This window comes from Actinacidiphila sp. bgisy167, assembly GCF_057707665.1.
In genome coordinates, this window is the sequence record NZ_JBYIQP010000019.1 from 30,677 (window position 1) to 45,081 (window position 14,405).

Sequence of the window (14,405 nt, forward strand, 5' to 3'; positions counted from 1 at the left end):
TGCCCGCGCGGCCGCCGGACGGCGAGGCGGCGCGGTCCGGAAGGCTCAGAAACCGCGCGTCCGCTTGGCCGCCGCGCGGCGTCGTGCCTGGTGGGCGCCACCGGGCAGCCTGATGAACAGCCGCGCGATCTCCCCTCCCAGGTTCACCCCGATGGCCACGGCGAGCGCCAGCGCCGCCGCCTTCGTCAGCGAGGTGAATCCCTGATCCAGGTGACCTCGGGTCAGCCCGAGGAGTCCGAAGTACGTCGCGGAGCCCGGCAGCAGCGGGCCGATGGCCGCCGTGACGTACGGCAGCGCGGAGGCCCGGCGATAGCGGGAGAGCACCTGGCTGAGGAGGCCCACCACGCCGGCGGCGACCGCGGTGGCCGCGACCGGCGACATGCCGACGCCGATCCTGTCCTGGTGCAGCGCCGCGTAGACCGTCCACGCGACACCGCCGCCCAGCGCGGCGACCGCCAGCACGCCGCGCTCGCACTGGAGCAGCACGGCGAAGGCGAGGCTGAGCACCATCGCGGCCGCCAGTTGCACCGGCGGGTTCTCGTAGGCCCGGAAGCCCTTGTCGGGGTCGAGCTGAGCGCCCAGGCTGACCCCGGCGTACAGAACCAGCGTCACGCCGACGACGATGCCGGTGAAGAGGTACATCACCTCCAGCAGTCGCGCGGAGGCGGTGATGTAGAAGCCGGTCAGGCCGTCCTGCACGGCCGACACCAGGGGCCGCCCGGGGATCAGGGCGAAGAGCCCACCGGTGATGACCGCGGACGCCTGCAGGGTGCCCGCACCGGGCAGGTACTGGCCGTAGCGGGCGACGAGCACCCCCATCACGGCGGCGGGCATCGCGGCGGCGACGAACTGGTAGAACTCCGGCAGCCCCCGGCCGGAGCACAGCCAGGCCAGCCGGTCGCCCAGCATCGCGCCGAGCGCCGCGATCACGAAGGCCAGCGGACCGCCGCCGCCGACGAGCACGCTGCCCGCGCCCGCCAGGAGCCCGGCCGCCAGGGTCAGCAGCCAGCCCGGGTACGGGTGCCGGTTGCGGCGTATCCCGGCGAGCCGCCGGTAGGCGTCCTCCAGGCTGAGATCCGCCGCGGTGATGTCGTTGATCAGCCGGAAGACGGCCGCGAGACGGGTGTAGTCGGTGGCCCGGCGGCGCACCGTGCGGTTGGCGGTGACCGGCGCGTCCACCAGCGAGGGCTGGTAGGAGATGCTCAGCAGGGTGAAGGTCACGGTCGGCTCGACCCGCCCGAGCCCGTAGGCGTGCGTCACACCGAGCATCGCCGCCTCGACGTCCTCCGCTCCCTCGCCGCCGGCCAGCAGCAGCTCACCGATGCGCAGCGCCAGGTCGAGCACGCGCGGGATCGGCGGGCCGGCCTCCGCCTCCGGCCGCCGGGCCGGCTGCTCGGGGGCGGGACGCTCGCCGACGGGCATGCGCAGCATCGTGCGCATGCGGTCGGGCCAGGGGGTCTCCTTGGAGAGTCTGACGATGGGGATGCCGTCGGGCGGCGTGAAGGCCGGGTGGGACAGCTGCGGGGAGGTCCGTGCCCCCGGGCGGGAGAAGGCGGAACCCCGCGGTTCGGTTCTGGGCAGCTCCACTCCCAGGGGCGCGGTGAACTCCGAGCCGCTTGTCTGCTGCTCGGGCTCCTCGGGATGCGCCACACGTCCTCCTTTCGGCATGTGATCGGGTGCGGGCGTGCCGAGGGGAAGGGCTCGGCGGCCCTCCCCCTCGGCTCAGCGGCGACTGCCCGGTCCCCGTCCGCTAACGGCGGTTCGCGCGGTGCCGCCCGCCGGTGCCGCGCTGGAGCGGCGGCGGGCCGGCCTCGCCCTCGGGCGCGGCCTCGAAGTCGGACGCCCGGGACGGCGCGGCCTTCCGGGAGGCGGCGCGGGCCCGCAGGAACTCGATGGCGATCGGGACGACCGAGAGCAGCACGATGCCGACGAGGATCAGCTCGATGTGCGTGCGGACGAACTCGATCTGGCCCAGCCAGTAGCCGAGCAGGGTGACGCCGGCGCCCCACAGCAGGCCGCCGACGATGTTGTACGTCACGAAGACGCGGTAGTTCATGCGGCTGACGCCGGCGATGATCGGGGTGAAGGTCCGCACGATGGGGACGAAGCGGGCGAGCACGATCGACTTGGCACCGTGCCGCTCGAAGAACTCGTGGGCCTTCTCGACGTTCTCCTGCTTGAAGAGCTTGGAGTCCGGACGCCGGAAGAGCGCGGGCCCGACCTTGCGGCCGAAGAGGTAGCCCACCTGGTCGCCGGCGATCGCCGCGAGCACGACCAGCAGGCACACCGCCCAGATCGGCCAGTCCAGCTTGCCGCCCGCGACCAGCAGGCCACCGGTGAAGAGCAGGGAGTCACCCGGCAGGAAGAAGCCGATGAGCAGACCCGACTCGGCGAAGACGATCGCCAGCAGGCCGATGAGGCCCGCGGACGAGATGAGGTAATCGGGGTCGAGCCATTGCGGGCCCAGGGCGAGAGTCGTCACGCGCCAAAAGTACCAACGCGATCGCGACCGAACGGTTCCCCGACCGGGAACGATCGGCTACGGCCCTTTTGGGCACGTCAACGCGCACCATCGAGCACCGTCCGCCACTCCCGCACCGCCTCCGTCCGCACTGCGGCCGTCCGCCACGACGCCAGACCGCGCGGGAGCGCGGCGGAGGGACGACGATGCCGGTATGGGTATCGACGAGTACGGCGGCGGACAGTCGGCCCGGTCCGCCGTCCTGGTGGTCACGACGAACGATGTGCCGGGCTACCGGGTGGAGCGGGTCATCGGCGAGGTCTTCGGCCTCACCGTGCGCTCCCGCCACCTGGGCAGCCAGATCGGCGCGGGCCTGAAGTCCCTGATCGGCGGCGAGCTGAAGGGACTCACCAAGACCCTGGCCCAGACCCGCACCGAGGCGATGGAGCGGCTGGTGGAGCAGGCGCAGTCGCGCGGCGCCAACGCGGTGCTGATGATGCGCTTCGACGTCAGCGAGGCGGCCGACGTGGGCACCGAGGTGTGCGCCTACGGCACGGCGGCGGTGATCACACCCCGGCACGCCTAGCGTTGGCCATGATCGCGTCGTGCACGTACTGGGCGGTGCCCGGCGCGATCGACTCGTAGTAGGCGTTGAAGCGCGGGTCGGCCAGGTACATCCCGGCGAGACCGGTGTGGATCTCGTAGGAGCAGTCGTAGTAGTGGTCCACGATGAAGCGCCGGTGCTCCTCGGCCAGGTCCATCGCGGCCTCGCCGTCGGCCGGGGCGCCGGACTCGCGGAGCGCGACCAGCCGGGCGCTCCAGTCGTCCTGCGCGGCCTTGATCCGCAACCAGTCCTCCTTGGTGTAGGAGGCGGCCCGGCGCTGCGACTGCTCGTACGCCGTGGTGTTCCCCCAGCGCTCCCTGGTCTCCTCGGCGTGCCGGTCGGGGTCGTAGTCCCCGAAGACCTCGAACTTCTCCTCGGGCGTGAGGTTGATGCCCATCGTGCGTGCCTCCATGGCTCGTTGGACGGCGTCGGCCATCTCCGTCAGCTTCCCGATGCGCGCGCTCAGCAGCTCGTGCTGGCGCCGCAGGTGCTCCCGCGGGTCCGCGTCCGGGTCGTCGAGGAGGACCGCCACCTGCTCCAGGGGGAAGCCGAGCTCCCGGTAGAAGAGGATCTGCTGCAGCCGGTCGAGGTCGGCGTCGCTGTAGCGCCGGTGGCCCGCGTGGCTGCGGGCGCTCGGCGAGAGCAGCCCGATCTCGTCGTAGTGGTGCAGCGTGCGGACGGTCACGCCGGCGAAACCCGCCACCTGCCCGACCGGGTAGCCCGTGCTCGCGTTCATGACCACACCCTGAAGCCTCACGCCGCGTGAGGTGCAAGTGCCATATTGATGCGCGTGCTGGGAATCACCGACCTGCCGACGTATGTGCTGGGCACCGTCCTGATCGTGCTGCTGCCCGGGCCGAACTCGCTGTACACGCTCTCCGTCGCGGCGCGCCGCGGCGTCCGGACGGGGTACCGCGCGGCCATGGGCGTCTTCCTCGGTGACACCGTCCTGATGACCGCCTCTGCGGCGGGCGTGGCCGGGCTGCTCGAGGCCAACGCCGTGCTCTTCGGCATCGTGAAGTACGCCGGCGCCGGCTACCTGGCGTGGATCGCGTTCGGGATGGCGCGGGCCGCCTGGGGCATGTGGCGGTCGCGGAGCGCGGAGCCGGCGGCCTCAGCGACGGCCGATGAGGCGGGGGACGCCGAGCGGCCGTTCCGGCGGGCACTGGTGATCAGCCTGCTCAACCCCAAGGCGATCCTGTTCTTCATCTCCTTCTTCGTGCAGTTCGTGGACCCCGCCTACGCGCACCGCGCGCTGTCCTTCCTTGCACTGGGCGCCATCGCGCAGCTCTTCAGCTTCTGCTACCTGACGCTGCTGATCTTCGGCGGCACCCGCCTGGCCGCCCAGTTCCGCCGTCGCAAGCGCCTGGCGGCGGGGCTGACCTCCGGTGCCGCGGCGCTCTTCCTCGGCTTCGCGGCCAAGCTGTCGCTGTCCTCTGCGGGCTGACCGGCGCTCCCTGAAGCCCCCGCCGCCGACCCGCCGCCGACCTGCCGGTGACGGATTCCGCCCGTATCGTGACGTTATGTCGCTACACAAGGGTGCCGAAGGCCTTCCGAAACTCGCCGTGAACCCCTTCTACGCCGGGGCCGACCCGGTCGCCGGAATGCGCGAGGCGCCGCCGAAGCACCGGCTCCCGGACGGCCCGATGACGCCCGGCACGGCGTACCAGCTCGTCCACGACGAGCTGATGCTCGACGGCAACGCCCGGCTCAACCTGGCCACCTTCGTCACCACGTGGATGGAGCCGGAGGCCGGGGTGCTGATGGGCGAGTGCCTCGACAAGAACATGATCGACAAGGACGAGTACCCGCGCACCGCGGAACTGGAGCGGCGGTGCGTGTCGATGCTCGCCGACCTGTGGCACGCGCCCGATCCGGAGAGCGCCGTCGGCTGCTCCACCACCGGCTCCTCCGAGGCCTGCATGCTCGCCGGGATGGCCCTGAAGCGCCGCTGGGCGAAGCGCGCCGGGGACGGCGCCGCCCGCGCCTCCCTCACGCGCCGCCTGACCAGGCGCGCCGGCGGCGGACGCCATCCCGGCAGTGCCCGGCCCAACCTGGTCATGGGCGGCAACGTGCAGGTGTGCTGGGAGAAGTTCTGCGACTACTGGGAGGTCGAGCCGCGCCTGGTGCCGATGGAGGGCGAGCGGCTGCACCTGGAGGCGGACGCCGCCGTCGCGCTGTGCGACGAGAACACCATCGGCGTCGTGACCGTCCTCGGCTCGACCTTCGACGGCTCGTACGAGCCCGTGGCCGAGGTCTGCGCCGCCCTCGACGCCCTGCAGGAGCGGACCGGACTCGACATCCCCGTCCACGTCGACGGTGCCTCCGGGGCGATGATCGCCCCCTTCCTCGACGAGGACCTGGTCTGGGACTTCCGGCTGCCGCGGGTGGCGTCCATCAACACCTCCGGGCACAAGTACGGGCTGGTCTACCCCGGCGTCGGCTGGGCGCTGTGGCGGGACACCGAGGCGCTGCCCGAGGAATTGGTCTTCCGGGTCAACTACCTCGGCGGCGACATGCCGACCTTTGCCCTCAACTTCTCCCGGCCGGGCGCCCAGGTCGTCGCCCAGTACTACACCTTCCTCAGGCTGGGTCGGGACGGCTACCGCACCGTCCAGCAGACCGCCCGCGACGTGGCCACCTACCTGGCCGCGCGGATCGAGGACCTGGGGGACTTCCGGCTGATCACCCGCGGCGACCAGCTCCCGGTCTTCGCCTTCACCACCGCCGACCACGTCACCGCGTACGACGTCTTCGACGTCTCCCGGCGGGTGCGCGAGCGGGGCTGGCAGGTCCCCGCCTACACCTACCCGCCGGACCGCGAGGACCTGGCGGTGCTGCGCATCGTGGTCCGCAACGGCTTCTCCGAGGACCTCGCCGACCTCTTCCTCGCCGACCTGGAGCGCCTCCTCCCCCAGTTGCGGGCCCAGGAGCACCCGCTCCACCCGCCCGGCGAGGCGCCCACCGCCTTCCACCACTGAGCGGCCCGCCGCCCACCGGCTCCGGTGGACGCCGCGCGTCGAGGCCGGTACGGGCGAGGGCGGGGGCAGGCCGGTCGCCCGGCCCACCCCCGCCTCGCGCGGGTGGTGCGTTGTGTCAGCGCACGTCGACGTAGACGGGAGTGCCGTCGCTGTTGAAGTGCTTGGAGTCACCGAAGTACTGGATCAGCCACGTGCCGTCGGAGGACGGCTTGCCCTTGAGCGTGGCCTTGCCCGTCGAACTCGTCGTGCCCGAGGAGACGTACGTCCACTTCGTCGAGCCCTTCTTCTGGAAGAACAGCTCGACGTGGCGGCCCTTGTACGGCCGCCAGGACTTGGAGACGTACTCCTTCAGCGTGCCGGTGAAGGTGACGGTGGCGCCCTTCTTGACCTTCTTCGTCGCGGACGCCTTGATCGAGTACATCCGGGTGTTGGTGCGGGTCAGCCGGACCGGCTTGGTGGCGCTCTCCGCGAACTGGTCGGAGACGTAGTGGTGCAGCCGGTAGTAGCCGTCGAGGTTGCCCCACTTCGCGATCGTCACGACACTGCCGTTGTCGGCCGCGTTCGCCTTGCCGAGGTCCTGCCAGCCCGTCCTGCCGTCCTTGGAGTACTCCAGGTGCACCACCTGGGGACGGTAGATCGATGTCACCCGGTCGTACGCGGAGTACAGCCGGGCGGACATGGTCACCTTGGCGTCCGCGCCGATCTTGGCGCTGACCTCGGTGAAGAGGGAGTCCGCCGGGAGGACGATCGAACCGCTCGCGGCGCCGGACGCGGTCAGGTACGGGTCCGCCTCGGCGGCGGACCAGGCCCCGTACGCGTACGGGGCGGCGATCACCTTGCCGCTGAAGGCGCCCGACGCGTTGCTGGTGACCGTGACCGCCGTGCCCGCGGTCAGCCACAGCCGCACGGGCACGCCCGCCACCGGGGCGCCCGCGGAGTCCTTGACGCTGCCGCTGATGGTCACCGCCTGGCCGGGCACCGCGCGGGTGCGGTCGGCCTTGGCGGTGACGACCACGGAGGTCTGCCGGAGCCGGGGGGAGCCCGCGCCCTCGGTCGCGGCGCCGTGGACCCGCTCGTCGTTCGCGGAGAACGCCGCCTTCAGCTCCGCCCACGAACCGATCGGGAACTGCGGGGAGGTGAAGGAGCCGTCCGCCCCGGTCACGGCCTGCCCAATGCCGTCGGGCCGCCCGGCGGAGGAGTCGTAGACGCAGGTCACATCCACGGTGGCGCCCTCGATGGGCACCTGGTCGCCGCTGCCCGGCTGGACGCCGAGGAGCGTGCCGGTGACGGCCGTCGTGCGGTGGTCCTTGTCGAGCTCCGTACGGGTCAGGCCGGTGCCGGCGAGGACCGGGCGCAGGGTGAAGTCCAGGATGCCGGCGTCCGTGCGGGTGACGGTGCGGCCCTGGTCGTCGGTGGCGGTGACGTCGATGGCGTACCGGCCCAGGTGCGGCATGGCGCCGCCGTCCTCGGTGAGCCTCAGCGGGGCGCCGGACGGCACCGACCACCGCTCCCCCACGCCGGACAGCGCGAGCGCGTCCACGACGACCGAGTCGCCGTCGCGCACGGTCGCCGTGACCGAGGTGATCGCCGAACCGGCTTCGTCCGTCCACACCGGCACCGTGAAGGAGCCGCGCTCGGCGTCGGCCGTGCGGGCCACACCGATGCCGAGCGGGCCGGCGTCGTCGGCGAGGGCGGGGGTGACGGCGAATCCGGAGGAGAGCGCGGCCACCGAGACGATCAGCGCGAGAGCGCGCCGGGAATCAACGGGCATTGACGTACTCCGTCTTCGACTCGCTGTAGAAGTGCTTGGAGTCGGCCTCCAGACAGGCGGCCCAGGTGCCGTCGCCGTAGGCCTTGGTCTTCAGGCTGAAGCGTCCGGCCGAGTCGGTGCGGCCCATGACCGTCCAGTACCAGGTGCTCTTGCCCTTGGGCCGGAAGACGATCACGACCTTCCCGCCCTTGTACGCCTTCCACTTGCTGCCCGACTTGTACTGCAGCGTGCCCCGGGCCTTCAGCGCGCCGCCCACGCGCGGGCTGTTGGGCGTCATGTCGAAGGAGACGATCCGGGTGACGGTGCGGTACAGCCGCTTCTTGGCCGAGGTGACCGCGAGCATGCCGTCCGACTCGGGGTGGTACAGGCGGTAGTAGCCGTCGGTGTAGCCGTAGGCGCTCACCGAGAAGGAGCACTTGCCGCCCGAGGACTCCCCGGCGGAGCCCGACTTGAGGGTCCTCCAGCTGGTGCTGCCGTTCTTGGAGTACTGGAGGGAGACCGGTGCCCTCCAGCAGGAGCCGGCCAGCTTGCCCTTGGCGGTGACCTTCCCGTAGGCGTCCAGCGACATCGAGACGCCCGAATAGGCGCCGGGCGTCGGCACGTTGACCAGGTGCTCGGTGTACGCGAAGCCGGACACGTACTCCGACGGCCTGACATAGGTGTAGTGGTGCGTCGTCCTGGTCGCCGTCGCCGCGAAGGCGAAGGTGCCGGAGGTGTCCGCCGTCCCCGTGCCCATCAGGCCGGACGTGGTGTAGCGGTAGACGTCCGGCGGCTGCGGTGTGGTGACCAGGGGCGCCCCGGCGAACGGCTTCCAGCCCGCGTCGGTCAGCCGCTGGACGGTGCCCCGCACGGTGAAGGTCTTGCCCTTGTGGACCCGCTTGGCCGACGGGTCGGCGCTGATCCGGTACTGCACCGCCTCCGCCGGCAGCTGCGGGAGGGCGACCGGGGCCCCCGGGTCGGTGTCGGCCCCGCCGGTCACCACGGCGGCGCCCGCGGTGAGCGTGCCGCCGGGCGTCACGCCGAGGGAGAAGGTGCCGTCGGCCGCGGACGTCGCCGTCGCCGAGCCCTGCCTGGCGTCCACCCCGACGCGGGCGGTCCAGTTCACCCGCACCGTGGTGCCGGGCGCGGCCGGACCGGTGGTGCCGGTCGCCGGGTCGAAGGTCGTGACGGTGCCGGTGAGCACCGCCGTCCGGTGGTCGAAGTCGGTGTGGTCCCGGTCGTAGGCGAGCCTGCCGACACCGGTGTGCAGCCGGTAGCCGAAGAGTCCCGCCGCGCCGTGCTCGGCCCCGCTCCAGTGCTGGACGGTGCCGCCGGGCAGGCGGTAGTCGACGTCCACCGGGTAGTCGCCGTACGCGGTCCCCGCGGGCAGGCCGATGGGCCGGTCGGTGTACCAGCCGCGCTGCCAGGAGAAGGACAGGTTGTCGGTCGAGGCCAGCACGGGAGCGTCGGGCGCGGCGGACGCCCGGACACTCACCTTGACCCACAGGGCCTCGCCGTCGGCCAGGTCCACGGCCAGGGTGCCGTCGTCGCCGGTCGCCAGCCCGCTGACCGTCGCATCGTCGGCGTACGCAGGCCAGGCGGTCAGCGGTCCGGCCGCGAGGCCGGTGGTGAGTAGAAGGACGGCCGCGCTTCGGAGGACGGCAGGCCGATGTGCGCGCGAGATGCGCATGCAAGACCCCCCACAGGTCAGAGAACGGCGCCGAAATGATCAAACGCCGGAGGCCGAACCTTAGCGGACCTGTGTGCGTCCTGTGTGCAGGGGTGGCGGTGCGGTGCAGGCGGGGGCGGGGTGCCATGGAGCACGGACGGGACGGGGTGGGACACGCCTTCCGGCACCGCTTCCCTGGATCGCGTCCCGTGGGCCGCGTCCCGTAGCCCGCGCCCCCGGGGAGGTCAGTGGCGGATGCGCACGCCGTGCCGGGCCAGCCAGGGCAGCGGGGCGACCGAGGAACCCATCTGGGGCGTCACGCGGACCTCGAAGTGCAGGTGGGGACCCGTGGAGTTGCCGGAGTTGCCGGACCGGCCGATCCGCTCGCCCGCGCGGACCCGCTGACCGGGGGCGACCTCCAGGACGGACAGATGGGCGTAGTGGGTGCAGTAGCCGCCGTCGTGCAGGACGACGATCTGGTTCCCAAAGCCGTCGCCGCACGCGGCCACCACCACCGTGCCGCCGCCCACCGCCCGGACCGGGGTGCCCGGCGGCACCGCGAAGTCCTGACCGGTGTGGCGGTGCGCCCAGTGCGCGCCGGAGGCGTCGTAGCCGGCTGTGAGCGTGTAATGCGCCACCGGGCGCACCCAGCGCGGCGCCTCGGGGCGACGTGATGCGGCGGAGGACCGTGACGGGGCCGGGGGCGCCTCGCGCGGGCAGTCCGCCGAGAGCCCCCCGTGGGACATGAGGGCGAGGTCCCGGGCGGACAGCCCGGCACGGGCGCGCAGCAGCCGCGCCTCGATGCGCCGGAGCAGCGCGTCCTTGCGGCGGGCCTCGCGGGCCAGCGCCTTCAGCGTCCGCCTGACGGCCTCGGTCTTCGCCTCCAGCCGGCGCTCCGCCAGCATCCGCTGGGCCAGCAGCGCCGCCTGCGCGTGCTGGCCCTGCCGGGCCAGCGCCACGCCCTCCAGCAGCCGTTCGGGCCGGTCGGCCAGCAGCAGCCGTGCCGACGGCCCCATCAACCCGCTGCGGTACTCGCTGCGCGCCATCGCCCCGATCAGGTCCCGCACCGCCGTCAGCCGCCGCCGCTCCACCGCCGCGGCCCGGCGCAGCAGCCGCAGCTCGGCGCGCTTGCGGCGGGCCGCCCGCTCGGTGTCCTCGTACGCCTGCACCGCACGGGCCGCCTGCGCGTACAGCCGCTCCGCCCGGGCCGGCGGGCCGGGCCGGGGGTGCTCGTCGGCCATCGCCGGCGCACCGGCCAGGAGCAGGCACAGGGCCACGGCCGCCGTCCTCCATCGCATCGCCCGATCCTGTCGGGCCTGGTCACCGCAGCGCCCGGACGACACGCCCCGCCCGGCCGCGGCCACCCGGCGGGGTGACCGCGTCCGGGCGGCCGGGTCGAGTCGCGCCGACCGTCCGACGGCCTCGTGGAGTGGCGCGAGGAGGACATCGGCGCCTCGCCCGCCCGGCTCGCCGGGTTGCGTCCGCACGCCGACGGTGATGTGGGCGGCCCGGTCGACCCGGTCCCGTCCGCGCGGGTCCTGAAGGAGCCGGAGGTGGCATCGCGATCCTCGCGGCACGGATCATGCGATAGACGGATCAACCGCTCGGAGTATCACAACAGGCGGATTTCGACTTGCGCCCGCACGATGATCAGACGGGCCGCCGCAGGGGCGGTCCCGGGAACCGGCCCCTCGGGGAGGATCTGCCGTGACCGTCAGTCTGGCGCATCTGCGTCGTTGCTCCGTTGCCGTCGACCTCGGGGCGTCGCGCACCCGTGTCTACCTCAAGCACCAGGGACTCGTCGTGGACGAGCCGAGCGTGGCCGCCGTCAACGCGCACAGCGGCGCCCTCGTCGCCGTCGGCTCGCTCGCCGAGAAGATGACCGGCCGCACACCCGAGCACATCCGCGTGGTCCGCCCCATCCAGGCCGGGATGGTCGTCGACATCGAGATGGCCCAGCGTATGCTCCGTCACCTGCTGGGCGGTCAGCTCCGCAAAGCGTGGCGGCGCAAGCCGATGCTGCGGGCCGCCGTCTGCACCCCCACCGGCAGCGGGCCGCTGGCCCAGCGGGCCGCCGTCGAGACGCTGTACGGCCTCGGTTCGCGCCGGGTCGAACTCGTGGACTCCGTCATCGCGGCCGCCATCGGGGCCGGGCTGCCGGTCGACGAGCCCGAAGCCACGATGATCATGCTCGCCGGAGCCGGCACCACGCAGATCGCGGTCATCTCGATGGGCTCGATCGTCGCCGCGGAGACCATCGCGGTGGGCGGCGACGCGATCGACCACGCCGTCGTCCAGCACCTGCGCAACAAGCACGAACTGGTGCTGCCCAGCCAGTCGGTCCGGCCGCTGCACGAGATCCTCTCCGCGCCCGGGCCCCTCGCGCCCAGCGCCGAGGTCCAGGGCCGCGACGTCGCCAGCGGGATCGCCCGCACGGTCCGCGTCGACACCGAGGCCGTACGGCAGGCGATCCGGATGCCCATGGCGACGCTGGTCGACGGGATCGGCCAGGTGCTGCGGCGGTGCCCGCCGGACCTGGTCGCCGACCTCACCGACCGCGGCATCATGCTCGCGGGCGGCAGCGCGCTGCTGCCGGGCCTGGACGCCATGCTCCGCCAGTCCACCGGGATGCCGGTCACGATCGCGGACCGGCCCGACGTCTGCGCGGTGCGCGGGCTCGGCGCCATGATGGAGGGCCAGCCCGTCCCGGCGCCGCTGGACCCGGTGACCGCTTAGAGGTCGCGCGGATCGGCGGGGTGGAGAAAGGAGGGGGTCGAGGGCCGAGCCCGGCAAGGCGGAGAAGGGAGACGCAGCGGAGCTGCGGCGACCGACGACAACGCCGCCAGGCGAGAGCCGTCGACCCGCGACGCCGGCCCGCCTATCCGCGCGGCCTCTTGGCTAGAGGCACAGTGAGATGAAGCGGGGGCACATGTGAAGGGTGCCCTTGTGCGGCCCGTAGGTCAGCCAGATGCCGTGGTCGATGGCGGCCACGAGGTGTTGCGCGGCCTCAATGACAGCGGCCACGGGGAAAACCGGATCAGCGACGACCTCGATGCGGGTGCTCTCGGGCACGCGGTCGTCTCCGGTCTGCTTCAGCCCTGAGGCAGCGACCTCGTCCAGGAACGACTTCGTCAGATCAGCCAGCGCCCTTTCGCGTGACTCCAGGTCGTGCGTGGTCGTGCCCGGTGACTCCGGACGTTCCGCGAGCGTACGCAGACACGCCCCGATCAGGTCCGCCGGGTCCGGTGTGATCTCCACGCGCACCACGGCGTGCGGTTCCCGCTCGGAGTCGTGCTGGTGCGGCAACGTAGGCCCCCTCACTCGAAGCTGTCTTTCTGTCCGTCCCGTCGGAGTATCCTCTCGCGTCCCGGCAGCCCTGGAATTGGCGCATCCTCCGCGACGGACACGGGGGCGGCCGCCACCGCTCTACTCGGCCGCACCCACTCCGGCCAGGAGCTCCTCGACTCTCAGCACGTGGGTCACCGCGGAGACCAGGAGCTGCTTCACCGATGCGCGCTGCCGTGCGTCGCAGGAGAGCACGGGAACGGTCACGTCGACATCGAGAGCCGCCCGCACGGTCTCCGCCGGGTACACACGGGCGTCGTCGAAGACGTTGACGGCCACTACGTACGGCAGTCGGCGCCGCTCGAAGTAGTCGATGGACGCGAAGGACGCGTCCAGACGGCGGGTGTCCACGAGGACGACCGCGCACAGGGCCCCGGACGCGAGCTCGTCCCACATGAACCAGAAACGGTCCTGCCCGGGCGTGCCGAACAGGAACAGGTCGAGCCGGTCGTGGATGGCGATGCGCCCGAAGTCCATGGCGACGGTGGTCGTCGTCTTCTCTCCCACACCGGAGGTGTCGTCGATCCCGATACCGGACCGGGTGAGGCGTTCCTCGGTGTGAAAGGGAGTGATCTCACTAGCGGTCGACACCAAGGTGGTCTTGCCCGTGCCGAAGCCGCCCGAGACCAGGATCTTGACAGCTTGGGGAAGGTCTTCGGCCGGCCCCGGAACAGAGGGCTCGTGCGAGAGGGCTTGAATCATCGCCGTTCCATTTCTGGGCGTTTCGTGTCGAGGGCGGTACACGCCACTTCCGGTTCGTCTCGTTGCCGTCCGGGCCTGCGGCGCTCACAGGGCCTGGAGGCCGGCGAGAACCATGCGGATGAGGGAGAGGGAGGGGCGCTCTCCGTCGGGGGAGGGCTCACGGACCCTGATGGCGCCCATGACCAGCAGGTCGCCCAGGAGCACCCGGACCACCCCGATAGGCAGTCCGCTGCGGGCCGTGAGTTCGCTCACCGACAGGGGTTGCCGGCACAGGGACAGCAGCCTGGTGTGCTCCGGCTCCGTCTCCAGCCAGGTGTCCAGGTGCTCCATGACGGCGACGACGTAGGAGACCAGGTCGAAGGCGCCCTTCCGCGCGTGGGTGCGGCCGCGTACCAGGGCGTAGGGGCGTACGAGAGGGACCGCCTCGTCGTCCACCCACCAGCTACCGCCCACTTCACTGGTCCGAGGGCTCGTGCGGGGGCCGGGAAGCCACGGAGAGGTGCCGGCCGACCTGCCGGACGAGCCTCGCCATCTCGTAGGCGACCACGCCGATGTCGGCCTGCTCGGGCGAGAGCACGGTGAGGCACGCGTTGTCCCCCGCCGCGCAGACGAAGAGGTATCCGGCCTCCATCTCGACCATCGTCTGGCGCACCGTACCCCCGCCGAAGTGGCGGCCGGTGCCCTTGGCGAGGCTGTGGAAGCCCGAGGCGACGGCGGACAGCTGCTCCGCGTGCTCCCGGGCGAGTCCGTCGGAGCCCGCGAGCAGCAGGCCGTCGGTCGACAGCACGACGGCGTGGCCGATGCTCGGCACGCGCTGCACCATGTCGTTGAGGAGCCAGCCGAGGTTCGCGGTGGTCTCGGTGGCGGGCGTCGGTGTCATCGAGTTGTCCTCT

Annotated in this window: 14 protein-coding genes; 4 read left to right on the forward strand and 10 right to left on the reverse strand. The window is 72.3% G+C overall.

Translation table 11 applies throughout. From position 1 onward, the window contains the following. Positions 1–45: 45 nt before the first annotated feature. Together AC3ET4_RS10375 and AC3ET4_RS10380 are read right to left on the reverse strand one after the other, a co-directional pair. Positions 46–1,668, reverse strand: a complete 1,623-nt coding sequence (locus AC3ET4_RS10375) for a threonine/serine exporter family protein (protein ID WP_431948306.1) — start codon at positions 1,666–1,668, stop codon at positions 46–48. 82 nt (positions 1,669–1,750) lie between these two features. Then, positions 1,751–2,482, reverse strand: a complete 732-nt coding sequence (locus AC3ET4_RS10380; protein ID WP_431948308.1) for a DedA family protein — start codon at positions 2,480–2,482, stop codon at positions 1,751–1,753. A 193-nt stretch (positions 2,483–2,675) separates the two neighbouring features. Between AC3ET4_RS10380 and AC3ET4_RS10385 the strand changes: the two genes are divergently transcribed. After that, the gene (locus AC3ET4_RS10385) at positions 2,676–3,047 is read left to right on the forward strand and encodes a YbjQ family protein (protein ID WP_431948310.1); all 372 of its coding nucleotides are present in this window, start codon (positions 2,676–2,678) and stop codon (positions 3,045–3,047) included. On the opposite strand, the gene AC3ET4_RS10390 is transcribed toward AC3ET4_RS10385, so the two are convergent. Then, entirely contained in the window at positions 3,028–3,801 is a 774-nt protein-coding gene (locus tag AC3ET4_RS10390; RefSeq protein ID WP_431948312.1) for a MerR family transcriptional regulator, read from the reverse strand. The two genes, AC3ET4_RS10385 and AC3ET4_RS10390, sit on opposite strands and share 20 nt — an antisense overlap. 54 nt (positions 3,802–3,855) lie before the next feature. Here AC3ET4_RS10390 and leuE point away from each other — a divergent pair, with 54 nt between their 5' ends. Further along, complete coding sequence (gene leuE, locus AC3ET4_RS10395) at positions 3,856–4,512, forward strand: leucine efflux protein LeuE (protein ID WP_431948314.1); 657 nt, start codon at positions 3,856–3,858, stop codon at positions 4,510–4,512. A 76-nt stretch (positions 4,513–4,588) separates the two neighbouring features. Continuing rightward, complete coding sequence (gene gad, locus AC3ET4_RS10400) at positions 4,589–6,046, forward strand: glutamate decarboxylase (protein ID WP_431948316.1); 1,458 nt, start codon at positions 4,589–4,591, stop codon at positions 6,044–6,046. Between the two features lie 115 nt (positions 6,047–6,161). On the opposite strand, the gene AC3ET4_RS10405 is transcribed toward gad, so the two are convergent. The 3 genes from AC3ET4_RS10405 to AC3ET4_RS10415 form a co-directional block, all read right to left on the reverse strand. Continuing rightward, positions 6,162–7,817, reverse strand: coding sequence for a carboxypeptidase-like regulatory domain-containing protein (locus tag AC3ET4_RS10405; protein ID WP_431948318.1), 1,656 nt, complete (start codon positions 7,815–7,817; stop codon positions 6,162–6,164). Beyond that, positions 7,807–9,486, reverse strand: coding sequence for a hypothetical protein (locus AC3ET4_RS10410; RefSeq protein ID WP_431948320.1), 1,680 nt, complete (start codon positions 9,484–9,486; stop codon positions 7,807–7,809). Before AC3ET4_RS10410 ends, AC3ET4_RS10405 begins: the two co-directional genes overlap by 11 nt. A gap of 224 nt (positions 9,487–9,710) precedes the next feature. Continuing rightward, positions 9,711–10,763, reverse strand: coding sequence for a M23 family metallopeptidase (locus AC3ET4_RS10415; protein WP_431948322.1), 1,053 nt, complete (start codon positions 10,761–10,763; stop codon positions 9,711–9,713). Positions 10,764–11,172: 409 nt separating this feature from the next. Between AC3ET4_RS10415 and mreB the strand changes: the two genes are divergently transcribed. Beyond that, positions 11,173–12,201, forward strand: coding sequence for a rod shape-determining protein (mreB, locus tag AC3ET4_RS10420; protein WP_431948324.1), 1,029 nt, complete (start codon positions 11,173–11,175; stop codon positions 12,199–12,201). 162 nt (positions 12,202–12,363) lie between these two features. Here mreB and AC3ET4_RS10425 read toward each other — a convergent pair whose 3' ends face one another. The 4 genes from AC3ET4_RS10425 to AC3ET4_RS10440 all read right to left on the reverse strand — a co-directional run bounded on the left by AC3ET4_RS10425 (position 12,364) and on the right by AC3ET4_RS10440 (position 14,392). Then, positions 12,364–12,771, reverse strand: coding sequence for a hypothetical protein (locus AC3ET4_RS10425; protein WP_431948326.1), 408 nt, complete (start codon positions 12,769–12,771; stop codon positions 12,364–12,366). Between the two features lie 120 nt (positions 12,772–12,891). Beyond that, entirely contained in the window at positions 12,892–13,512 is a 621-nt protein-coding gene (locus tag AC3ET4_RS10430) for a GTP-binding protein (RefSeq protein ID WP_431948328.1), read from the reverse strand. A gap of 84 nt (positions 13,513–13,596) precedes the next feature. Beyond that, positions 13,597–13,965, reverse strand: coding sequence for a DUF742 domain-containing protein (locus AC3ET4_RS10435; RefSeq protein WP_488175930.1), 369 nt, complete (start codon positions 13,963–13,965; stop codon positions 13,597–13,599). Position 13,966: 1 nt separating this feature from the next. Continuing rightward, positions 13,967–14,392, reverse strand: coding sequence for a roadblock/LC7 domain-containing protein (locus tag AC3ET4_RS10440; protein ID WP_431948332.1), 426 nt, complete (start codon positions 14,390–14,392; stop codon positions 13,967–13,969). Positions 14,393–14,405 lie beyond the last annotated feature (13 nt).

Excerpts from the sequence above, each read along its gene's own strand:
- AC3ET4_RS10375 (WP_431948306.1), bottom strand. The coding sequence starts at position 1,668 with ATGCCGAAAGGAGGACGTGTGGCGCATCCCGAGGAGCCCGAGCAGCAG.
- AC3ET4_RS10385 (WP_431948310.1), top strand. The coding sequence starts at position 2,676 with ATGGGTATCGACGAGTACGGCGGCGGACAGTCGGCCCGGTCCGCCGTC.
- AC3ET4_RS10390 (WP_431948312.1), bottom strand. The coding sequence starts at position 3,801 with ATGAACGCGAGCACGGGCTACCCGGTCGGGCAGGTGGCGGGTTTCGCC.
- gad (WP_431948316.1), top strand. The coding sequence starts at position 4,589 with ATGTCGCTACACAAGGGTGCCGAAGGCCTTCCGAAACTCGCCGTGAAC.
- AC3ET4_RS10405 (WP_431948318.1), bottom strand. The coding sequence starts at position 7,817 with ATGCCCGTTGATTCCCGGCGCGCTCTCGCGCTGATCGTCTCGGTGGCC.
- AC3ET4_RS10410 (WP_431948320.1), bottom strand. The coding sequence starts at position 9,486 with ATGCGCATCTCGCGCGCACATCGGCCTGCCGTCCTCCGAAGCGCGGCC.
- AC3ET4_RS10415 (WP_431948322.1), bottom strand. The coding sequence starts at position 10,763 with ATGCGATGGAGGACGGCGGCCGTGGCCCTGTGCCTGCTCCTGGCCGGT.
- AC3ET4_RS10430 (WP_431948328.1), bottom strand. The coding sequence starts at position 13,512 with ATGATTCAAGCCCTCTCGCACGAGCCCTCTGTTCCGGGGCCGGCCGAA.
- AC3ET4_RS10440 (WP_431948332.1), bottom strand. The coding sequence starts at position 14,392 with ATGACACCGACGCCCGCCACCGAGACCACCGCGAACCTCGGCTGGCTC.